Origin of the sequence: Actinacidiphila acidipaludis (assembly GCF_019890725.1) — a bacterium.
In the GTDB taxonomy this organism is placed as follows: Bacteria; Actinomycetota; Actinomycetes; order Streptomycetales; family Streptomycetaceae; genus Actinacidiphila; species Actinacidiphila acidipaludis.
Map to the genome: position 1 here is coordinate 26,685 of NZ_JAINZZ010000004.1, position 22,560 is coordinate 49,244.

At 74.3% G+C, this 22,560-nt stretch carries 13 protein-coding genes; 6 read left to right on the forward strand and 7 right to left on the reverse strand.

Features of this window, described 5'->3' with window-relative positions; all coding sequences use genetic code 11:
• Positions 1–16: 16 nt before the first annotated feature.
• From K7862_RS04815 to K7862_RS04835, 5 genes are all read right to left on the reverse strand, one after another.
• Complete coding sequence (locus tag K7862_RS04815; RefSeq protein ID WP_222960970.1) at positions 17–1,441, reverse strand: M20/M25/M40 family metallo-hydrolase; 1,425 nt, start codon at positions 1,439–1,441, stop codon at positions 17–19.
• Between the two features lie 184 nt (positions 1,442–1,625).
• Entirely contained in the window at positions 1,626–4,979 is a 3,354-nt protein-coding gene (locus tag K7862_RS04820; protein WP_222960972.1) for an ATP-dependent helicase, read from the reverse strand.
• Between the two features lie 131 nt (positions 4,980–5,110).
• On the reverse strand, positions 5,111–5,905 hold the full coding sequence (locus K7862_RS04825; RefSeq protein WP_222960973.1) for a hypothetical protein: 795 nt from the start codon (positions 5,903–5,905) through the stop codon (positions 5,111–5,113).
• A 241-nt stretch (positions 5,906–6,146) separates the two neighbouring features.
• Positions 6,147–9,683, reverse strand: coding sequence for an ATP-dependent helicase (locus K7862_RS04830; protein WP_222960974.1), 3,537 nt, complete (start codon positions 9,681–9,683; stop codon positions 6,147–6,149).
• Positions 9,684–9,888: 205 nt separating this feature from the next.
• Complete coding sequence (locus K7862_RS04835) at positions 9,889–10,275, reverse strand: MGMT family protein (RefSeq protein ID WP_372461503.1); 387 nt, start codon at positions 10,273–10,275, stop codon at positions 9,889–9,891.
• Between the two features lie 263 nt (positions 10,276–10,538).
• On the opposite strand from K7862_RS04835, the gene K7862_RS04840 reads away from it, so the two are divergent.
• Together K7862_RS04840 and K7862_RS04845 are read left to right on the forward strand one after the other, a co-directional pair.
• Positions 10,539–13,409, forward strand: a complete 2,871-nt coding sequence (locus tag K7862_RS04840; RefSeq protein ID WP_222960976.1) for a flippase-like domain-containing protein — start codon at positions 10,539–10,541, stop codon at positions 13,407–13,409.
• Between the two features lie 193 nt (positions 13,410–13,602).
• Positions 13,603–16,203: a ligand-binding sensor domain-containing protein gene (locus K7862_RS04845; RefSeq protein WP_222960980.1), complete on the forward strand. Its 2,601-nt coding sequence runs from the start codon at positions 13,603–13,605 to the stop codon at positions 16,201–16,203.
• Between the two features lie 112 nt (positions 16,204–16,315).
• Here the strand turns inward: K7862_RS04845 and K7862_RS38165 are convergent, their stop codons facing one another.
• Positions 16,316–17,254: an FG-GAP repeat domain-containing protein gene (locus tag K7862_RS38165; protein WP_308011842.1), complete on the reverse strand. Its 939-nt coding sequence runs from the start codon at positions 17,252–17,254 to the stop codon at positions 16,316–16,318.
• A 437-nt stretch (positions 17,255–17,691) separates the two neighbouring features.
• Here K7862_RS38165 and K7862_RS04855 point away from each other — a divergent pair, with 437 nt between their 5' ends.
• The 4 genes from K7862_RS04855 (at position 17,692) to K7862_RS04870 (ending at position 21,234) form a co-directional block, all read left to right on the forward strand.
• The gene (locus K7862_RS04855; RefSeq protein ID WP_222960982.1) at positions 17,692–18,363 is read left to right on the forward strand and encodes a hypothetical protein; all 672 of its coding nucleotides are present in this window, start codon (positions 17,692–17,694) and stop codon (positions 18,361–18,363) included.
• Complete coding sequence (locus K7862_RS04860; RefSeq protein ID WP_222960985.1) at positions 18,351–19,421, forward strand: hypothetical protein; 1,071 nt, start codon at positions 18,351–18,353, stop codon at positions 19,419–19,421. Before K7862_RS04855 ends, K7862_RS04860 begins: the two co-directional genes overlap by 13 nt.
• Before the next feature lie 124 nt (positions 19,422–19,545).
• Positions 19,546–20,124: a carbonic anhydrase gene (locus K7862_RS04865; RefSeq protein ID WP_262412683.1), complete on the forward strand. Its 579-nt coding sequence runs from the start codon at positions 19,546–19,548 to the stop codon at positions 20,122–20,124.
• Between the two features lie 57 nt (positions 20,125–20,181).
• Entirely contained in the window at positions 20,182–21,234 is a 1,053-nt protein-coding gene (locus tag K7862_RS04870; RefSeq protein WP_222960988.1) for an MBL fold metallo-hydrolase, read from the forward strand.
• 89 nt (positions 21,235–21,323) lie between these two features.
• On the opposite strand, the gene moeZ is transcribed toward K7862_RS04870, so the two are convergent.
• Positions 21,324–22,502, reverse strand: coding sequence for an adenylyltransferase/sulfurtransferase MoeZ (gene moeZ / locus K7862_RS04875; RefSeq protein ID WP_222960990.1), 1,179 nt, complete (start codon positions 22,500–22,502; stop codon positions 21,324–21,326).
• Between the last annotated feature and the right edge of the window lie 58 nt (positions 22,503–22,560).

Consider the following 22,560-nt stretch of genomic DNA (forward strand, 5'->3'; position numbering starts at 1 on the left):
AGCTGGGGGACACCGCTCAGCGGCCGGCCGCCGGCCAGGGTTCGGCCCGCCAGTCGGCGGCCAGGTCGGCCCACAGGTGGGCGGCGGTCTCGACCCCCTTGAGGAGCAGGTCGAGCTCCACCTTCTCGTTCACCGAATGCCAACCGTCGGACGGCACGGAAATTCCCAGGAACAGCACGGGAACGCCCAGCACGTCCTGCAGGTCGGCGGCCGGCCCCGAACCGCCCTCCCGCGTGAAGCGGATCTCCTGCCCGAAGGCCCGGCCCATCGCCCGCACCAGCGAGCGCAGCGCGGGGTGGTCCAGCGGGGTCAGGCACGGGCGGGTGCCGCCGCCCCAGAAGCGGATCTCGTGCCGGATGCCGGCGGGCAGCCGCTCGGCCACCCACGCGGTGACGAGCCGCTGGATCGCGGCGGTGTCCTGCCCGGCGACCAGCCGGAAGGAGAACTTCACCTGGGCGCTCGACGGCACGATCGTCTTGCCGCCGGGACCGCCGTAGCCGCTGTGGATGCCGTTGACCTCGGCGGTCGGCCGGGCCCAGATGCGCTCCAGGGTGCTGTGGCCGCTCTCGCCCAGCGCGGCGTGCGATTTGGCGGTGCGCAGCCACGCGGCCTCGTCGAAGGGCAGCTCGGCGAGCAGCCGCCGCTCCCGTTCGGTGAGCTCGACGACGCCGTCGTAGAAGCCGGGGATCGTCACCCGCCGGTCGTCGTCGTGCAGGGCGGCGACCAGCCGGGCCGCCTCGGTCGCCGGGTTCGGCACCGCGCCGCCGAAGGAACCGGAGTGGATGTCCTGGTCCGGGCCGTGCAGCACGATCTCGCCGTCGACCAGGCCGCGCATGCCGGTGCAGACCGTCGGGGTGTCCTCGGCCCACATGCCGGTGTCGGAGACGATCACCGTGTCGCAGGCCAGCCGGTCGGCGCGCTCCCTGATCAGGTCGAGGAAGTGCGGGGACCCGGACTCCTCCTCGCCCTCGACGAGGAACTTCAGGTGCACCGCGGGGGTGGCCCTGCCGGTCGCCGCCAGGTGCGCGCGCAGGCCCAGGGTGTGCAGGAAGACCTGGCCCTTGTCGTCGGCCGCACCCCGGCCGAACAGCCGGCCGTCACGCTCGACGGGCTCGAACGGGTCGCTGTCCCAGCCGTCGGCGAGCGCGGCGGGCTGCACGTCGTGGTGCCCGTAGACGAGGACGGTCGGCGCGTCCTCGTCGTCGCTCCGCCACTCGGCGAACACCGCGGGCGCCCCCTGGGTCGGCCACACCTCGGCGACCGGGAAACCCGTCTCCTTCAGGGCCGCGGCCAGCCATTCCGCGCTGCGCCGGATGTCGGGCGCGCGGTCGGGGTCCGCGGAGACCGAGGGGATGCGCAGCCACTCCGCCAGGTCCGCGAGGAACGGCGTGCGGTGGGCGCGGATGAACGTCTGGACGGCGTCGTCCGGGGTGGAGCTCATGGCTTGCAGCCTAGCTTGGGCCGCTCGGTGGCATCCCCGGCGGGTCGCGGGCCCCCGCCCATCGGCCCCGCCTATCGCACCCGCACCCGCACCCGCCGCGGACGTGCCCGGCGCCGGACGGGCGACGGCTCCGCCCGGCGGACCCGGCCCGCACCGGGCCGCGGCGTGAGACCCGGCCGCGGCGTCAGACCGGGCCCAGCAGCCGTTCGAGTTCCGCGCGGCCGGGCAGTCCGGGCGGGTGGACGAGGTCCCCGGTGCGGACGTAGAGGAACGCGGCCCGGACCGCACTCGGCGGCACTTCCTGGCGCTCGGCCCAGGCCAGCCGGTAGACGGCGAGCTGCAGCGGGTCGGCGGGCGACACGTCGGGGTGCCCGGTCTTCCAGTCGAGCAGCTCGTAGGTGTCGCCGTCCCGGTAGACCGCGTCGATCCGCCCGCGCACCACGCGCCCGCCCAGCGCGAGCTGGAACGGCACCTCCACCGCGTACGGCACCCGGTCGGCGAAGGGCGTGCGCAGGAAGGCCTCCTTGAGGGCGGCCAGGTCGCGTTCGTCGGCGATGTCCAGGTCGTCGCGCGGTTCGGCGCCCGGCAGCTCCTCCAGCCCGAACAGCGGCCCGGTCGCGAAGCGGGACTCCAGCCAGGCGTGGAAACGGGTGCCGCGCCGGGCGGCGGGAGCCGGCCGCTGGGGCAGCGGCCGGGCCAGCTCCCGGGCCAGCCCGTCGGGGTCGGCGGCGAGCCGCTGCAGCTGGGTGGCGGTCAGCGACGGTGGCAGGGGGACGTCCCGGACGGTCGCCCGCGCCCGGCGCAGTTCACCGGCGAGCGCGTCCAGGTCGCGGTCCCAGGACGCGGCCAGCCGCGCCTCCTCCGTGACGAGCCGCTCGTCCTCGCCGTGCCGCGACGCGTCCTCGCCGGGGCGCCGCACGTCCTCGCCGTGCCCGTGCCCGTCGCCGGTCCGCTGCCGGACAACGCCGTCCGCGGCAGCGTGCGCAGGCGCGCCCTTCGCCTCGCCCGCGGCTTCGGCCTCCTGCCGCGCCCGGTCCCGGACCGCCTCCAGGTGCGCGACCACCGACGTGGCGGCGTGCCGGCGGCGGGCCAGCGCCTCGGGGTCGAGCGGCAGCGGCCACGGCTGCTCGGCTGCGTCGGCCAGCGAGGGGTTGACGTCACCGGGCGCCGGGGCCTCGGCCCAGTGCTCGATCTCCCCGTCCCCCGCCTCGCAGTGCCTGCGCAGCGCGTCCAGGAACGCGGACGGGCCGAAGGGCGACTTCTGCGTCGGGCCCCACCAGTGGCCCGATCCCAGGAGCAGCGACCGGGGGCGGGTGAACGTGACGTATCCCAGGCGCAGTTCCTCGATCCGCTGGTGCTCCTTCATCGCCCCGCGGAACTCCTCGACGCCGGCCCGCGTCCACTCGGCCACGTCGGGCAGGGTCGCCGCGTCGCCGCGCAGGCCGTGCGGCAGCACCTTCGCGTTGACCGGCCACAGCTCGCGGCCGCGCTCGCTGGGGCAGCCCTTGGCGACCAGGCCGGGCACCGCCACGACGTCCCACTCCAGCCCCTTGGACTTGTGCGCGGTGAGCACCTTGACGGTGTTCTCCCCGCCGGGCAGCGAGCTGTCCAGGCCCTTCTCGTAGTCGGCGGCCGTCCGCAGGAAGCCCAGGAAGGCGAGCAGGGTGGCCTCGCCGTCCAGGGAGGCGAAGCTCGCGGCGATGTCGAGGAAGGTGTGCAGGGTCTCGCGGCGGCGCGCGGCCAGCGCGTGCGGCGAGGCCGACAGCTCCACCTCCAGGCCGGTGACGGCCAGGACCCGGTGCAGGACGTCCATCAGCGGGTCGGCCAGCGACCGACGCAGATCGCGCAGTTCGGTGGCCATCCGCGCGAACCGCACCCTGGCCTCGGCCGAGAACGGCAGGTCGTCCCCCGGGTCGGCGTCCAGGAAGGTCTCCAGGGCGTCGGCGAGCGAGACGACCTCGGCCGGATCGACGCCCTCGACGGCCGCCGCCAGCGCGTCGCCGTCGCCCGCGCCGTCCCCGCCGGCGCGGACCAGCAGCCGGGCGCGGCGGCCGAGCAGGGCCAGGTCGCGCGGGCCGATCCGCCAGCGCGGGCCGGTCAGCAGCCGTACCAGGGCGGCGTTGGCGGTCGGGTCGTGCAGCACCTCGCAGGTCGCGACGAGGTCGGCCACCTCCGGCAGGTGCAGCAGCCCGGACAGGCCGACGACCTCGACGGGCACGTCGCGGGCGACGAGCGCCGCGTGGATCTCCGGGAAGCGCGCGGCGGTGCGGCAGAGCACGGCGATCTCGCCCGGCGGGGTGCCGGTGCGCACCAGGTGGGCCAGGGTGTCGGCGAGCCAGGCGGTCTCCTCGTCCTGGGTGGGCAGCAGCGCGCAGCGCACCACGCCGTCGCGTTCGGCGCCCGGCGCGGGCCGCAGGGCCTCGACGCCCTCGTGGAGCTCGCGCAGTTCACCCGCGAGGGTGTTGGCCAGTTCCAGCAGCCGGCCGCCGGAGCGGCGGTTCTCACTGAGCGCGTAGCGGGCGGCGGGCTCCCCGCCGGCCTGCGGGAAGTGGAGGGGGAAGTCGTCGAGATTGGCCACCGAGGCGCCGCGCCAGCCGTAGATCGCCTGACACGGGTCGCCGACCGCCGTGACCGGGTGGCCGCTGCCGCCGCCGAACAGTCCCGCCAGCAGCAGCCGTTGTGCGACCGAGGTGTCCTGGTACTCGTCGAGCAGCACCACCCGGTACTCGTCGCGCAGGATCGCGCCGACCTCGGGCCGGCTCTGCGCGAGGGTCGCCGACAGCGCGATCTGGTCGCCGAAGTCCAGCAGGTCGCGGCGCTGCTTCTCGTCGCGGTAGGCAGCTGCGAGTTCGGCCAGCTCGCGGCGGGCGGCCACGGCGGCGGTGACGTCCCGCACCCAGGCGTTGCCGCGTCTGGCCGGGTCGACGCCCGCGAGCCGCTCGTGCAGCCGGGTGTCGTGGGCGCGCAGCCGCTCGGCCGGCACCAGGTGCTCGGCCAGCTCTCCGGACAGGGCGAGCAGGTCGCCGACGAGGGTGGGCAGGCCCTTGGTCAGGGCCGGGTAGGGGCCGGGCGCGGTGCGCAGCACCCTGGCGGCGAGCTGGTAGCGGGTCGCGTCGGCCAGCAGCCGGGCGCCCGGCTCCAGGCCGATCCGCATCCCATGGTCCTTCAGGAGCTGCCCGGCGAAGGCGTGGTAGGTCGAGATGCGGGCGTCGCCGGGCGGCTCCGCGCCGGGGTCGTACGCGCCCTCGGCGTCCCGGCCGGTGATCCCGGCCTTCTCCAGGGCCCGCCGGACCCGCTCGGACAGTTCGCCCGCGGCCTTGTTGGTGAAGGTCAGGCCCAGCACCTGCTCGGGCGCGACCTGCCCGGTGCCGACCAGCCAGACCACGCGCGCGGCCATCACCGTGGTCTTCCCCGACCCCGCCCCGGCCACGATCACCGCCGGGGCCGGCGGCGCGGTCGCGCACGCCAACTGCTCCGGGGTGAAGGGGATGCCCAGCAGCTCCTTCAGCTGCTCGGGTCGGGTGATGCGCGCGGACACCCTGGTGAGGCTATCCGTCCTCGCCGACACCTGACGCCGGGTCCGCGCCCCCGGCACGCCTCCGCCCGTCGCGTCGGGCGGCGGGCCGGCGGCGGGCCGAGCCGTGCCGGGCGCCCGCCGGCGCCCCGCGATCAGACCGAGAGGTGCTGGGACGCGCCGAGTTGGGCCGGCTCGACGGTCCGGTCGGCCGGCGGCGCGGATATCGGCGGGATGTGACCAAATCCGCTGAACTTCTCCGTCGCCCGGCCGCCGCCCGTCGTCGGCACCACGCATTCGAGCAGGTACGGCCGGCCGGTCATGGCGACGTACAGGGTCGACGTCGCTGTGGGCTTGACGTGGACCAGCGGCAGCGCGGGGGCGCCGCCGACCGTGGTGGGCCGGTGCTTGGCGATGGTGCCGACGTCCACCTCGGAGGTCATGTGGTCCATGAACCGGTCCTTGTCGCACAGCAGGCCGATGGTGCCGGCGTCGGCCGCCGCGTCGGCGGGCACCCGGAGCCACGAGCCGTTGAGCAGCCTGAGCGCGCCGCCGGGGACGCCGGCGCCCTCCCAGAAGCTCCGCGTCCCCTTGAGGTAGTACGCCGAGCCCGTGCCGAGGACCTGGACCTCCACGCCGCTGTCGTCGCGCATGGTGGCCGTGCAGCGGCCGCTGCCGGTCATCACGGACGTGATGTGCACGGTCCGGCCCCCGCTGGTGCCGTCCTCGTGGAACGTGAAGGCGCTGGCCGCCCGCATCGCCGCGTTCGCCTTGATCAGGACCTGATGGCCGGTCAGGCCCGCGAAGGGCCCTTCGTCGGACACTCTGCTGGACATCGGGCGGACCAGCGGCGCGTCCGCCCCGGCCCGGTCGCCGCCGCAGCCGGCGAGGCCGGCCGCCGCCGCTCCCGCGGCGAGCACCGCCGCCAGCATCCTGCGTGTGGCCCTCATGGCCGCCCCCGGTCCTCCACGCCTCCGGCGCGCGCCGTCGCGCACCTGCCCCTCGTGGTCGTACGGCCAACATAGCGCCGCGGTAGGACAGGAGTGCGGCGGGTGCCGCCCCGGCCCGCCTCGCCCCCGCGAGCCCGCCGCCGGGAAGCGCCCGGAGGGCCGGTTTCGGAGGTTTTGTCACGAAGGGCCGGGGTCGAGGGGCGACGCTCCGAGGGCCGCGCCCGGACGGCGTGTTCCGGCCTCACTCCACGACGTGCCGCCCCTCCGGGCGGGCCGTGCAGGAAGCACGGAACGCGCAGTGCTCGCAGTGGCGGCCGGTGGCCGGGGTGAAGCGCTCGTCGAGGACCCGGCCGGCCGCCTCCGCGAGCAGGTCCTGCGCCCAGTCCCCGTCGAGCGCCTCCTGCCGCTGCACCGCGGGCACCGCCTCGCCGCCCTCCTTCTGGGTGGCGCCCAGCCTGAGGTGGACGAGCTCCGCACCGCCCGGCCGCGGCCGGGCGCCGCCGAAGAGCGGGTCGACCGCGCCCTCCCGCACGGCGAGCTGGTAGACGGCGAGTTGGGGGTGGCGGGCGACCTCGGCGGCGGTCGGCTTGGCGCGGCCGGTCTTGAAGTCGACCACGTACGCCTGGCCCTCGGCGTCGGTCTCGACGCGGTCCATGCTGCCGCGGATCCGCACCTGCACCTCGCCCGCGTCCAGGGTGACGTCGAAGGACTGCTCGGTGGCGACGGTGGTCCGGCCGCGCTCCATGACGTGCCAGCGCAGGAAGCGTTCCAGGGCCGCGCGGGCGTTCTCCCGCTCCTGCCGGGACTTCCACGGCGCGTCGAAGGCCAGCGCGTCCCACACCGAGTCCAGCCGCTCCATCAGCACGTCCAGGTCGGCGGGCGCGCGGCCGGAGGCGACCTCGTCGGCCAGGACGTGCACCACGTTGCCGAAGCCCTGCGCGGCGGTGGACGGCGGTTCCGCCTTGACCTCGCGGCCGAGGAACCACTGCAGGGCGCAGGTGTTGGCGAGCTGGTCCAGCGCCGACCCCGACAGGGCCACCGGCCGGTCGCGGTCGCGCACCGGCACGGCCGAGCGGGTCGGCTCGTACAGGCCCCACCAGCGCTCGGGGTGCGCGGCCGGGACCAGCGGGTACCCGTCGTCGGTGAGCGCGGCCATCCGGGCCAGCCGGCGGGCGGCCGCCTCCCGCAGCGCCGGGGACGCCTCGGGGTCGACGGTGGTCGCCCGCAGCTCCGCGACGAGGGCGGCCACCGCGAGCGGACGGCGCGGGCGGTGGCTGACGTCCTGCGGCTCCACGCCGAGTTCGGCCAGGAACCGGGACGGCTGGTCGCCGTCGTCGGACGCGGACTTCACCGCGGTGACGAGCAGGCGCTCGCGGGCACGGGTCGCCGCCACGTAGAACAGGCGGCGCTCCTCGGCCAGCAGCGCGCCCTGCGACATCGGCGGCGCCAGGCCGTCCCGGCCGATCCGGTCGGCCTCCAGCAGCGAGCCGCGGCGGCGCAGGTCGGGCCAGACGCCCTCCTGCACCCCGGCGACCACCACCAGCCGCCACTGCAGCCCCTTGGAGCGGTGCGCGGTCATCAGATGGACGGCGTCGGGCCGCACGGTGCGGCCGCTCAGCGTGTCCGCCGCTATGTCGAAGCCGGACAGCTCCTCGATGAGGTTGAGGGCGCCGCGGCCGCCGGTGCGTTCCTCGGCACGGGCGGCGGTGTCGAAGAGCGCGCACACCGCGTCGAGATCGCGGTCGGCGTTGCGTCCCGCCGGACCGCCGCGCAGGGCCGCGCGCTCCAGCCGGGTGCTCCAGCCCGATCCGGCCCACAGCCCCCACAGGGCGTCCTCGGCGGTGCCGCCCGCGGCGAGCGTGGCGCGGGCGGTGGCCAGCAGCCGGCCGAGCCGCAGCGCCCCCCGGGCGTATCCCTGGTCGTGGGTGACCAGCCGTTCCGGTTCGGCGAGGGCCTCGGCGATCAGCACGTCCGACGGACGCGGGACCGCCGCCCCGGCCGCCCGCTCCTCCTCGCGCAGCGCCCGCCCGAGCTTCCGCAGGTCGGCGGTGTCCATGCCGCCCAGCGGGGAGACCAGCAGGTCGGTGGCCTCCTCGACGCCGATGGCCCCGGCGGCCTCCTCCACGCCGCCGGCCCCGGGGCCGTCCGCGGGGCCGGTCGCTGCCTCCCTACGGGGTCCGGGGGCCTCTGCGTCCGCTGCGTCCCCTGCTACGGCTTCCACGTCCTCCTCGCCGGGCCCGGGCGGCGCCGCTGCATCCGCCTCCTCCGGGCCGGACCGGCGGGTGGGGACGTCCGCCTCCTCCGGGCCGGGGCCCGGTTCCGCTGCCGGCGCCAGGGGGCGGGCGGCGATACGGAGGGCCTGCAGGAGGGTGGCCACCGCGGGCTCGGCGTGCAGCGGGGCGGCCCCGGCCTCGAGGTCGACGGGCACGCCGGCCGAGGTGAGGGCGCGGCGCAGGGCCGGCAGCGGGGTCGCGCTGCGGACCAGGACGGCCATGTCCCGCCACGGGAGGCCGTCCTCCAGGTGGGCGCGGCGCAGGGCGTCGGCGACGGAGTCGAGCTCCGCGCCCGGCGACGGGTAGGTGCGCACGGCGACCGCGCCGCCGTCCCGGACCGGGGTCAGGGCGCGGTGGGCGCGCACGGCGGACGCGGGAAGCCGGGGCAGCGGCATCCGGCCGGTCAGGTGCCGGGTCGCGGCCAGCAGCGCGGCGCCGGACCGCCGGGAGGTGCCGAGGACGACGACCGGCGCGTCCGACCCGTCGCGCCGCGGGAAGGTCTGGGGGAAGTCGAGGATGCCGTTGACGTCCGCGCCGCGGAACGCGTAGATCGACTGGTCCGGGTCGCCGAGGACCACGAGGGTGCGGCCCTGCCCGGCCAGCGCCCGCAGCAGGCGGACCTGCGCCGGGTCGGTGTCCTGGTACTCGTCGACGTACACGGCGTCGTAGCGCGCCGCGAGCTCCGCGTGCACCTCGGGGCGTTCGATCAGCCGTACCGCGCGGTGCACCAGCTCGGTGTAGTCGACGACGCCCTGCAGGTCCGTGACGTCCAGGTACTCCTGGAGGAACGCGGCCGCGGCGAGCCAGTCCGGGCGGCCGGCGCGGCGGGCGAATGCGGCCAGGTCGCCCGGCGCGAGGCCCAGCTCCCGGGTGCGGGCCAGCACGGCCCGCACCTCGTCGGCGAAGCCGCGGGTGCCGAGGGCGGCCCGCAGGTCGTTTGGCCACCGCACCCGGGCCCGGCCCTGGCGGGCCAGCGCGGCCTGCCCGGCGAGCAGTTCCCGCACGACGAGGTCCTGCTCGGGCCCGGACAGCAGCCGCAGCGGCTCGGCGAACAGCCCGGACCCGCCCGCGCCCTGCTGCGCGCGGACCAGGGCGTGGCAGAACGAGTGGAACGTCACAGCCCGCGGGGCGGGGGACGGCCCGGCGCCCTGCCCGGGACCCGCAGGCCCGCCCTCGCCCACCGCGGGGGCGGGCTGGGGCGCCGGGGCGCCGGCCCGGGCGGCCATGCGGTCGCGCAGTTCGGCGGCGGCCTTGCGGCCGAAGGTGAGGACGAGGATGCGGTCGGCCGGGGTGCCGGCGGCCACCCGGGCGGTCACCGCCTCCACGAGCGTCGTGGTCTTGCCGGTGCCGGGTCCGGCCAGCACCAGCAGCGGCCCGTCGCGGTGCTCAACCACCGCGCGCTGTGCCGCGTCCAGCACAGGGGGCGCCGCGGGCGCCACGGAGGTGTGGACCAGCCGGTAGCCGCCGGACCCCGCTCCCCCGGCCGCCGCGCGGGCCCTCGGCACGCCCCCGGCGCCGGGCGCGCCGGGCGCCCCCGGGGCGGGCGCCGGTGCCGGGGCGGTCGTCCCCGCGGGGCTCGGTCGGGAAGAAGAAGTGGGGTTCACGTGGTTCGCCGGTTTCGTGGTGGTCGAGGAATGTACTCCGTACGGAGAGCCGGGGGTATGTCAGGCGCCCGGATGCCGGAAGCTGGATGACATGAGCGTCCGGCTGTCACCCGCCGACGGCGCCTCCCGGGGCGTCGGCGGCACCCTGCCCGTCCCAGCGGGCTCGGCGCATGTCCACGCGCGGCACATGGCCCCGTTGCGTATCCGCGGCCGGGCCGCTCGTGCGCAGCGGGGTGCCCTCGGCGTGGTACTCCGCGAGCGCGTCGCGCTCGTGCCCGGGCAGCAGGACGCCGTCGGACCGCACGACCCGCCACCACGGCACGCCGCTGCCGTACAGCGCCATGACCCGGCCGACCTGGCGCGGGCCGCCCTCGCCCAGCCACTCGGCCACGTCGCCGTATGTCATCACCCGCCCGGCGGGGATCAGCTCGACCGTGTCGAGCACGCGTTCCGCGTAGGCGCTGGGGGCTCCCGGGTCGTACTCCTCGCTCATCCGTCCCATCCTGCCCCAGACGTCCGACACCGGGGGGTTCCGGTGCGTTCCCCGGGTCCGTCGTGCCACCATCGTGCGGGCGGTGACTGGTGATACGAGACCAAGAAGACCAAGAACAGGCGACAGGGGAGCCGACGGGTGCGCGGGAGGCCGGAGCGGCCGCCGCCGCCCCCGACGGCGTGCCCGCGCCCGCTCCCGCCCCCCGCGGCCGTGAGAACGCCGGCGACGGAAAGCGTGACGGTGACGATCGCGACGGCGGCCCCATGAGCGACCGCGAGGGCGCCTCCCACGGCAACCACAGCGGCCGCGGCGACCACCACGACGACGGGCACCACCGCGACGGCCGGGACCACGGCCGCCGCGGCGGGCCCGGCACCGGCAAGGACCCTGACACCGCCGACGGCACCGGCACCGAAAACGGCACCGGGAACGGCAAGGACGCCGGCAGGGGACGCCGCTTCGGACGGTTCCCGGCCGGCGCCTCGCGCTCCGACACGGTCCCCGGCCCGCCGGAGTCCGGTGGCACCCGGAACGCCGTCTCGGGCGACGAGCCGCTGCTCGCCGCCCGGGTGCACCGGCCCGCCGACCTGGTGCGCTTCCTGTTCGGCGTGCTCGGCATCGCGGTGGTGCTGGCCGTCGCCGGGTTCGCGCACGCCACGACCACCGGCCTGGACACCGACATCGCCAAGGGCGCCAACCACGCGCCCGGCTTCCTGTCGTCGTTCACCGGCCTGACCGCGAGCGTCGCGGTCCTGATCGTGCCGGTGGCCTTCGCCGTGGAGCGGCTGGCCAAACGGGACGGCCTGCGGATCGCCGACGGCGTGCTGGCCGCCGTGCTGGCCCACGGGACGGCCCTGGCCACCGACCTGTGGGTGACGAACTCGGCGCCCGCCGCCATTCGCGAGGCCCTCTCGCACACCTCGCCGGTCGGCAACGGCATGACCGACCCGGTGCACGGCTATCTCGCGCCGGTCATCGCCTACGTCACGGCGGTCGGGATGGCGCGGCGGCCACGCTGGCGCGTCGCGGTGTGGTTCGTGCTGCTGCTGGACGCCTTCGCGGTGCTGGTGGGCGGCTACACCACACCCTTCTCCATCGCCCTGACCGTGCTGATCGGCTGGACGGTGGCGCACGGCACGGTCTACGCCGTCGGCTCGCCGAACGTCCGGCCGACCGGCCAGAACCTGCTGGCGGGCCTGCGGCGGGTGGGCTTCGCGCCGCTGACCGCCCGCCGGGTCGGCCTGGACGAGCCGGAGACCCCGGACTCCGACCGCGGCCGGGCGTACCTGGTGACGCTGGAGGACGGCCCGCCGCTGGACGTGACCGTGGTGGACCGCGAGCAGCAGGCCCAGGGCTTCTTCTACCGGGCCTGGCGCCGGCTGTCGCTGGTCGGCGGCATCACCCAGCGGCGCAGTCTGCTCTCGCTGCGGCAGGCCCTGGAGCAGGAGGCGCTGCTGGCCTACGCGGCGATCGCGGCGGGCGCCAACGCGCCGAAGCTGATCGCCACCTCCGAGCTGGGCCCGGACGCGGTGATGCTGGTCTACGAGCACATCGGCGGCCGGCGCCTGGACGCGCTGTCCGACGAGGAGATCACCGACGGACTGCTCCAGGAGACCTGGACCCAGGTGCGGGCGCTGCACTCGCGGCGCATCGCCCACCGGCGGCTGGTCGGTGAGTCGCTGCTGGTGGACCGCGGCGGCCGGGTGTTCCTGACCGACCTGCGGGGCGGCGAGATCGCGGCCGGCGACCTGGTGCTGCGGATGGACATCGCGCAGCTGCTGACCACGATGGCGCTGCGGGTGGGCCCGGAACGCGCGGTGGCCTCGGCGCTGGCGGTGCTCGGCCCGGACACCGTCGCCGACTCGCTGCCGCTGCTGCAGCCCATCGCGCTCAGCCGGGCGACCCGCGGCCGGCTCAAGGTGCTGGGGCGGGCCAGGGCCCAGCGCGAGCGCGAGGCGGTGCTGGCGGCGTCGGCGAAGGAGAAAGAGGCCCGGGAGGAGCACCGCGCCCTGGAGGCGCGGCACTCCCGGCCCGGTGGCGAGACGTCGGCCAAGGTGCCGTCGAAGGCCGAGCGCAAGGCCGAGGACAAGGCGGAGAAGCGCGCGATCGAGGACGCGCTGGAGGAGGCCCGCGAGGAGGACCTGCTCGCGCGGATCCGCCGGCAGGTGCTGCTGATCCGGCCGCAGGCTCCGGTGGAGCCGGTGCGGCTGGAGCGGATCAAGCCCCGCACGCTGATCACCGTCATCGCGGGCGCCTTCGCCGCGTACTTCCTGCTCTCGCAGCTCAGCTCGGTGCCGATCGGCCACGCCATCGCGAACGCCGACTGGCAGTGGGCCGTGATCGCGGTCCTGGGGTCGGCGGCCAGTTACGTGGCGGCCGCGTGCGCGCTGTCGGGGTTCGTTCCGGAGCGGCTGTCGCTGATGCGCACGGTGATGGCGCAGGTCGCCGGGTCGTTCGTGAAGCTGGTGGCGCCGGCCGCGGTCGGCGGTGTGGCGCTGAACACCCGCTATCTGCAGAAGGCGGGGGTGCGGCCGGGCCTGGCGGTGGCGAGCGTGGGCGCGTCCCAGCTCGTGGGCCTGGGCGCGCACGTCCTGCTGCTGATGACGTTCGGCTTCATCACCGGCACCGAGAAGACGCCGTCGCTGTCGCCGTCGCGCACGGTGATGGCCGGGCTGCTGACCGCGGGCGTGCTGGTGCTGGTGGTCACGGCGGTGCCGGCGCTGCGCCGGTTCGTCTCGACCCGGGTGCGGGCGCTGTTCGCGGGTGTGGTGCCGCGCATGCTGGACGTGCTGCAGCGGCCCGCGAAGCTGCTCACCGGCATCGGCGGCACGCTGATGCTGACGGTGTGCTTCGTGATCTGCCTGGACGGCTGCGTGCGGGCGTTCGGCGGGCACCTGAGCTACGCGGCGATCGCGGTGGTCTTCCTCGCGGGCAACGCGCTGGGGTCCGCGGCGCCCACGCCCGGCGGTGTCGGCGCCGTCGAACTCGCCCTGACGGGTGGTCTGATCGCGGCGGGCCTGCCCAAGGAGGTGGCCACGCCGGCGGTGCTGTTCTTCCGCCTGCTGACCTTCTGGCTGCCCGTGCTGCCCGGCTGGCTCGCCTTCACCCACCTCAGCCGCAAGGGCCAACTGTAGGATCCATCAGCCCTGTCGATGCTTCGCCCGGGAGGTCCGACAGGAGCGCCCCGGCCCGGTGAACGTGGCCAGTTCCTTGCCAGGTCCTTGCCAAAATTTAGGCCAAATCTCCCGCGCCTGCGCCTCCTTGATCCCTCCGACGTGATCGGGTGCCGTGCGAACGGCTCATTCCATGCACGTTCGGGGAGGATCTGTGAACGCACCATCCCGCAGGAGACGCTGGCTGACGATCTCAGCCGCCACTGCGCTGGCAGCACTGTTCGCCATACCTGCGGCCGCCGCGCCCGGTCACCCGGCCACCCACCCGCGGGCCTTCACGGCACAGGCGACGGCCTCCGACGGGGGCGGCGACGACGGCGGCGAGGAGTCCGACGAGATCGCGGAGGGCGCGGACCAGTTCGCCGAGGCGCGTACCTCGCCCGGCACGCTGCTGCCCGGCGCCTTCAGCGCCGCCTGGAACCAGATGAACGCCCTCACGAACACCGGCGGGCACTGGCAGCACGTGACAGGCCTGCCGTACAACTCCGACGACCCGCGCTACCGCGACTACGACTCCAACTCCAGCGGCGGCGCCGGACTGGTGACCGGCCGCGCCTCGGCGCTGGCGGCGGACGACGACGGCTATGTGTACGAGGGTTCGGCCGGCGGCGGCGTGTGGCGCTCGTCGACCGGCGGCGGCCACTGGCAGCCGATCAGCGACGCCCTGCCCGCGCAGGCGACCGGCGCGCTCGCGCTGGACGGCGGCGGCCGGCTGTGGCTGGGCACCGGCGAGGCCACCACCAACGCCGACGCCTACCTCGGCAGTGGCGTGTACGTCCTGGACCACCCCCACTCCGGGACGTTCAGCCGGTACGACCGCGTCGGCGGCGCCGAGCTGGACTCCACCTCGATCCACACCCTGCGGTTCGGCGGCGACAAGGTCTGGGCGTCCACCACCCGCGGTGTGTGGAGCCACTCCACGAAGGACCTGCGCGGCCCGTGGAAGCTGGAGTTCGCCCCCAACCCGGCCTATCTGCCCGGGGGTTCGCTGGCCACCGACCCGAACGCGCCGTACAAGAACATCGCCAACGACGTCGCCATCGACCCCAGGAACCCGTCGAGGGTCATGCTGGCGGTCGGCTGGCGCAGCGGTGACGACTACAACGGCTTCTACCAGAAGGTCGGCGGCACCTGGACCCGCGTCAGCTCGCTGGGCGCCCTGCCCACCGACGCCGGGACGGTCGGCAACGTCACCTTCGCCCGGGCCGCGAACGGGTCGCGCTACTACGCCATCGTGCAGTCGCCGACCGCACTGGCCACCGACCCGGACAGCAACCTGGACGGCATCTACGTCTCGCGGTCCGGTGACCCGTTCGGCTCGTGGACGCGGATCGCGGACACCGAGACGCTCGTCGGCTCCGGCTCCGCGCTGACCGATCCGGGCTACATGCCCGGCGTGCAGGCCTGGTACAACGAGTTCCTGCAGGTCGACCCGACCGACGCGAACCACGTGTACGCCGGTCTCGAGGAGGTCTTCGAGACCAAGGACGCCGGTTCCTCCTGGTCGGCCGTCGGCCCGTACTGGAACTTCGGGTTCCCGTGCTGGAGCATCGACCCGTCCAAGCAGACCGGTGACTGCAACCCGACGACGCACGCCGACCAGCACGCGGTCGCCGTCGGCAGCTACCACGGCAAGCCGTACGTGTTCGTCGGCGACGACGGCGGGGTCTACAAGCGCCCGCTCAACGGCCGCACCGACGCGGACGGTCACGCCACCGACTGGGTGTCCACCAACGACGGCACCATCGACACCCTGCAGTACTACTCGGTCGGCATCGGCGTGGACCCCGCGGCCCGCCACGGTGTCGCCGTCAACGGCGGCCTCCAGGACAACGGCCAGTCGATCCTGCGGCCCGGCGACAAGGTGATGGGCTCCAACTTCGGCGGTGACGGCGGCGACACGCTCACCGACCCGGCCAACGGCTGCAACATCGCCCAGGAGTACGTCTACCTGGCGGTCAACGTCACCCAGAACTGCGCGGTCAACGACGGCGCCTGGGTGAACGACCCCTCGAAGATCACGAGTTACTCGGTGGCTCCGCCGGACAACGCGACCAGCGAGGCCCGCTTCACCGCCCCGCTGACCGTCGACACCAAGGACGGCAACACCTGGATCGCCGGCGGCCGGCACGTGTGGGTGCAGACCCACGGCTACGCCATCCGCAGCTCCAGCGAGTGGACGAACGCCTTCGACCTCGGCGCGGGCCACACCGCCACCGCCGTGGCCGCGCAGGGCGGCAAGGTCTACGCGGCCTGGTGCGGCCCCTGCAACAACCAGGGCTTCACCCGCGGGCTCGCGGTCGGCAACGCCGACGGGACCGGCTGGCACCAGGTGAACCTGCCGGCGACCGGGGCGAACGGCACCGTGCCGAACCGCTACCTGGCCGGCCTGGCCATCGACCCGGCGAACTCCTCGCACGTCTACCTGGCCGTCAACGGCTTCTCCCGCCAGTGGACGGAGGGACCGGGCGCCGGCTTCGGCCACGTCTTCGAGTCGACCGACGGCGGCACCACCTGGAAGGACGTCTCCGCGAACCTGCCGGACGTGCCCTCCAACGCGCTGCTCACCCTGCCGAACGGCGGCCTGATGCTGGCCACCGACCTCGGCGTGGTCTACCGCGCGCCGCACCACACCGCCTGGGAGCGCGTCGGCTCGCTGCCCGCGGTGGCGGTGCTGCAGCTCAAGCCCGGCCCTGACGGCCGGATCTACGCGGCCACCCACGGCCGCGGCCTGTTCGCCATCCGCCTGCACTAGCCGCGGCGGCCGGGGAAACACCGGGGGCCCGGTGGCCGCGCGCGACGCGCGGCCACCGGGCCCCCGGCTTCGGACTGGTCCACCGCGCGGTCCGCGGCGGCCACCGGTCCGGTCAGAACAGGTAGTTGTAGGTGTTCCAGCTCGTGCCGATCTTCTGGCGCGGGCCGAACGGCGCGGCGGCGTTGCCGGTACCCGGGTACAGGTACAGGTTGCCGCTGCCGTCGCGGGCGATCAGGTCGTTGCGGCCGTCGCCGTTGCTGTCGCCCAGGCCGAGGATCTTGTTGTAGATGTTCCAGCCGGCACCGATCCGGGTGCGGGCGAGGAACGGCTTGTGGTAGTCGCCGGTGCCCTTGTAGAGCCACAGCACACCGGACCCGTCGCGCGCGACGATGTCCGCCTTGCCGTCACCGTTCAGGTCACCGCGGCCGGCGATCTGGTTGTAGATCTGCCAGCCGGCGCCGACCTTGGTGCGGGCGGTGAAACGGCCGTTGCTGTAGGACAGGTAGACCCACAGGGTGCCGCCGGTGTCGCGGGCCAGCAGGTCCGGGTACGCCGCGCCGCCGATGTTGCCCGGCGTCACGAAGGAGTTGTAGACCTGCCAGCCGCTGCCGATGACGTCGCCGGAGCTCACCGAGCTGCCGTACATGCGCAGCGTGCCGCCGAACCGGGCGTACAGGTTGACGTACTTGTCGTTGTTCGAGTTGTTCTGGAAGAACGCGTTGGCGCTGCCGAAGCCGGTGCCGATCTGGTCGCGCGCGCCGAAGCCGCCGCCGGACTTGGGCGGGTAGGCCCAGACCGTGCCGCCGGAGTCGCGGCCGTTGATGCTGAACGACCAGCCGACGTTCGGGTCGGTGCTGTCCTGGGCGGAGCTGAAAGTGGACTTCGCCGGGGCGAAGTGCTGCGCCTGCTGCGTCCCGCTGACCGTTCCCGTCGCGCTGTCCGCGCTGGCGGCGACGGTGGCGCCCAGCGTCACGGCGAGCGCACCTGCCGCGACGGCCACGGCGCGGGCCCGGAGGCCGCGCTTCGCACGACGAGGGTGAAGCGATGTCACCTGTGGTCCCCCTTGATGCCTGATGTCTGTTGCCCCGCGGCAATCACACGCGGGAAGCCCTGACCGTATCGCGCGGCCGACCACATTCACCGCACAGAAGTGTCATCGTCCCGTCACAGTTCTCACCGGCGAACTACAGCCCGGGCACCTGTGCGAACCCCGTCCGGCCCGGCGCACGGGCGCAGGTGACACCTCGTGAGCTCACCTTCCGCGCGGGCCGGTCGGCCTCCGCTTGCCGCCACGCGGCCCGGCCGGAGGAGGTCCGCCCGCGTGACATGCCCGTGACGCAATCCGCACGCTCCGGGACTCGATGCCGCCACCGCCCTTTCGGTACGGTGGTTTTCAGCCTGGATACGGGGACCAGCGGGAGTGATCAAGCCATGCCTGTGCGGTGTCCCCGGCCATCACGGATCGGGGAGCCCACGACGATGCGAGCCATGCGAGCCACTCCGGTTTCCCCGGTTCTCGCCACCGCCCTGGCGGTTGTCGGCGCTCTGGCACTGAGCGCGTGCGGCTCGGACTCCGGCGGCTCCGCCACCATCGACAAGGGCGGCCCGGCGACCACGGCCCCGGTCTCCGCCTCCCCGACGGCCGCTCCCACCGGGCCGCCGCCGACGGTCGACGCGCTGCTCGCCCTGCCGGCCGGTCTCCGGGTCGTCTTCGACTTCGGGACGCCCGCCGACCACGCCCCGGCCGCGGCGCTGACCGGCGCGGCCGACTACATCCAGGCGATCACCCACGCGGTGGTCGAGCAGAACCCGCACGACGCGTCGCTGAGCGCCTACGCGGCGGGCGGCGCGCTGTCCTACGCGCAGAACTACGTGCGGCAGAACGTGCAGCGCCGGCTCACCCTCACCGGCACCGATCGGTACTACCGGCCGAAGGTCGCGGTGAGCAAGAGCGGCGAGGCCGTCGAGATCACCCTGTGCAACGACCAGGGCAAGCTGTACAGCAAGGAGATCCCCACCGGGAAGGTGCACATCACCCCTGCCGACGACGCGAGTTACTCGCTGTTCGACATCGTGATGGCGAAGCTCCCCACCGGCAAGGAGCTGTGGCAGGCCAACTCGATCACGGTCAAGGGGAAGGCACTGGAATGCGAGCAGTGATACCGATGTCGCTGATCGGCCGGGGGCTGGTGCTCGCCGGGGTCGCCGTGGTGGCGACCGCGGGCACGGCCTTCGCCAACAGCGACGTCTCGAAGACCACCTCGGGCAGCAGCGGCAACGGCACCATCGGCGCCCAGGTCAGGGGCGTGACCGTCACGTCCTCCAACAAGGCGGGCAGCACCTCGAAGCCGCTCACCTCCTCCGGCGCGAGCTGGACTCCCCCGCCGTGCTGGATCGGGCCGATCGGCGGGCCGGCCGACTTCAAGAAGATGGTCGAGAAGCAGGTCAAGGACACCGACGCCTATCCCGGCCAGCCCAGTTACGCGATGCAGGCGATGGACGAGTACCGCCGTCACTACGAGGAGGGCTACACCTGGAGCGGCGGCGGCGACGGCTACAAGAACTTCAACCTCGACCAGGAGGGCAAGGGGCAGTTCTGGGGCCCGTTCGAGAACCCCGACTCGACCAGCCCCGACCGCTTCAACTGCAACTCCACGCTGCCGATGTGGGTGCCGAACGGTCAACTGCCGCCCGCCGGAACGCCGAACGTCATCACCACCGACATGCTGGCCAAAATCGCGGCCGCCAGCACCGAGGTCCCGGGCGTCGAGATCACGACCAACCCGCGGGGCACCCAGACCGTCAACCTGCCGACGTGGGTGAAGCTCCAGGAGAATCTCGCGCCGGTGGTGGTCCGGGCCAGCGTCGACCTCGGGGGCGGCGCCACGCTCTGGGCCGAGACCACCGCGGAAACGCACGGCGTCCACATCGACCCGGGCACGCCCGACGCCCAGGTCTTCCCCGGCGGCGGTGACTGCCCTGTCGGTGCCAACGGCACGGTCGGGGCCGACTACAACGGCGACCCCGGGGCGACCCCGCCGTGCGGTGTCACCTACCAGCGTTCCACGCAGAACCGCGGCCCGTTCCAGCTCAACGTCACCGCCGTGTGGAACGTGACGTGGCGGGGCTCGGACGGGAACACGGGCGGCTTCGACCCCGCGACCGTCAGCGACCCGACACCGGTCACCGTCCGGGAGATCCAGGCCGTCAACCGCTGACCCGCGCTCCGGGCCGGCCGGCATTCGGCGCCGGCCGGACGGCACGCCTCGGCGCCGACGCGCCGTGTCGGACCACGCCGGGGAAGTGGCGGCAGGCCAGGATGGACGGCACCCGGGAGTGCTCATGGGCGTCACCGGGGTCCCGGCCCAGCGCCAGAAGGGTGCCGTCACAGTGCTCACCACGGACGAACTGGCTCGGCGGAACGCCGGGTTCGCCGACGGCGGAACCTTCGCCGGCCTCAAGCTGCTGCCGAGCGGCGGTCTGACGGTCATCGGATGCGTCGACCCCCGGGTCGACCCGTCCCACGTGCTCGGACTCGAACTCGGCGAGGCGGCGGTGATCCGCAACGTCGGAGGGCGGGTCACCCCCGCGACACTCCGGATGCTGGGGATGCTCGCGAAGGTGGTGGAGGCCCGCACGGGCGGTTCCCGCACGGGCGCCACCCACTACGCGGTCCTGCACCACACCGACTGCGGGATCACCGACCTGGCCGCGTTCCCCGAACTGCTGGGCGACTACTTCGAGGTTCCGGCCGGAGGCGTGGACGCCAAGGCCGTCACCGACCCGCGCGCCGCGGTCGCCGTCGACGTCGGCGTTCTGCGGCGCGAACTCCCGGCCGGGATCCTCGTCTCGGGGCTCGTGTACGACGTGGCCACCGGGACCGTCGAGGTGGTCGTCCCGCCCGAGCGCGGGCAAGGATGACTCCGCGCGGCACCTGTGCGCCGCTCGCGGTCCGGACCGGAGGAGGGGCTTTCCCGTATGTGTGACGATCACGGGCACTCGGCGGCCGAGGCGGCCTGGTCGGCGCCGCGCGCCGCGGAGGGAACGGCGGTCGACCCGGTGACGCTGCCCGAGGTCGACGAGGTCAGGATCACGACGATGGTCGACAACAGCTTCGACGCCCTGCTGCCCTCCGCCGAAGGGGTCGCCCGGGCGTCGATCGGAAGCGGGCGGACCGCCGCGCGGCAGTTCGCCGGCGGCGAGACGGTCGCGGGGCTGCGTGCCGAGCACGGCTTCTCCGCCCTGGTCGCCGTCCGCACCGGGAACGCGAGCAGCACGCTGCTCTTCGACACCGGCGCGTCGGCCGACGGGCTGGCGGTGAACGCCGAGCGGCTCGGCGTCGACGTCGGCGGCATCCAGGGCGTCGTGCTCAGCCACGGGCACTTCGACCACGCGGGCGGCTTCGACGGCCTGGCCCGGCTGCGCGGACGCTCCGGCCTGCCGCTGACCGTCCACCCCGCGGTCTGGACCCGCCGCCGCCTGAATCTGCCCGCCGGCCAGGGTCTGGAGATGCCCACGCTGTCGCGGGGCGCCCTGGAACGTGAAGGGTTCGAGGTCGTCGAGCGGCGGCAGCCGTCGCTGCTGGCCGGGGGCGTCCTGATCACCGGCGAGGTGGACCGCGTCACCGAGTTCGAGCACGGCATGCCGCCGGCGCATCAGGCCTGGGACGGCGACGGCTGGCGGCACGACCCCCTGGTGATCGACGACCAGGCGCTCGTCGTCCATGTGCGCGGCCGCGGGCTCGTGATCGTCACCGGGTGCGGCCACGCCGGAGTGGTCAACATCGTCCGGCACGCGATGCGGCTGACCGGCGTCGGCAGGCTGCTGGCCCTCGTCGGCGGCTTCCACCTGAGCGGTCCCGCCTTCGAGCCGGTCATCGCCCCGACGGTGGCCGCGCTCACCGAGCTCGCCCCCGAGCTGATCGTCCCCGGCCACTGCACCGGCTGGCGCGCCCAGCACACCCTGGCCGCGGCCCTCCCCGACGCCTGGGTCCAGACCAGCGTCGGCACCACCTACACCCTCACGGCCTGACCCCCGCCCCCGGCCTGACCCCGCCTCACCGGAGCACCCAACGAAAAGGCGGGCCGCGGCACATCGCCGCAGCCCGCCGGATCAGCCGCTCAGTAGACCGGCTTGTGGGGCTCGATGGTGTTGACCCAGCCGATGACGCCGCCGCCGACGTGGACCGCGTCCGAGAAGCCGGCCGACTTCAGGACGGCGAGCACCTCGGCGCTGCGGACACCGGTCTTGCAGTGCAGCACGATCCGCTTGTCCTGCGGCAGCGACGACAGCGCGGTGCCCATCAGGAACTCGTTCTTCGGGATCAACTTCGCGCCCGGGATGGACACGATCTCGTACTCGTTCGGCTCGCGGACGTCGATGATCTCGATGTTCTCGCCGTCGTCGATCCACTCCTTGAGCTGCTTCGGAGTGATCGTGGAGCCGGCCGCGGCCTGCTGGGCCTCCTCGGAGACGACGCCGCAGAAGGCCTCGTAGTCGATGAGCTCCGTGACCGTGGGGTTCTCGCCGCACACCGCGCAGTCCGGGTCCTTGCGGACCTTGACCTGGCGGTACTGCATCTCCAGGGCGTCGTAGATCATCAGCCGGCCGACCAGCGGGTCACCGATGCCGGCCAGCACCTTGATCGCCTCGGTGACCTGGATCGAGCCGATGGACGCGCACAGCACGCCGAGGACGCCGCCCTCGGCGCAGGACGGGACCATGCCCGGCGGCGGGGGCTCCGGGTACAGGCAGCGGTAGCAGGGGCCGTGCTCGGACCAGAAGACGGACGCCTGGCCGTCGAAGCGGTAGATCGAGCCCCACACGTAGGGCTTGTTGAGCAGCACACACGCGTCGTTGACCAGGTAGCGGGTGGCGAAGTTGTCGGTGCCGTCCACGATCAGGTCGTACTGGGCGAAGATGTCCATCACGTTGTCGGCCTCGAGCCGCTCCTCGTGAAGGACGACGTTCACGTACGGGTTGATGCCCAGCACGGAGTCGCGGGCGGACTCGGCCTTGGAGCGGCCGATGTCGGCCTGGCTGTGGATGATCTGGCGCTGCAGGTTCGACTCGTCGACCTCGTCGAACTCCACGATGCCGAGCGTGCCGACGCCCGCCGCGGCCAGGTACATCAGGGCCGGCGAACCGAGGCCGCCGGCGCCCACACACAGCACCTTGGCGTTCTTCAGCCGCTTCTGCCCGTCCATGCCCACATCGGGGATGATCAGGTGACGCGAGTACCTGCGGACCTCGTCAACGGTGAGCTCGTCGGCCGGCTCGACCAGGGGTGGCAGCGACACAGGGACCTCAGCAATACGGTTGGTCGGTCATCAGACAGGACACGCACGGCCCGGCCCG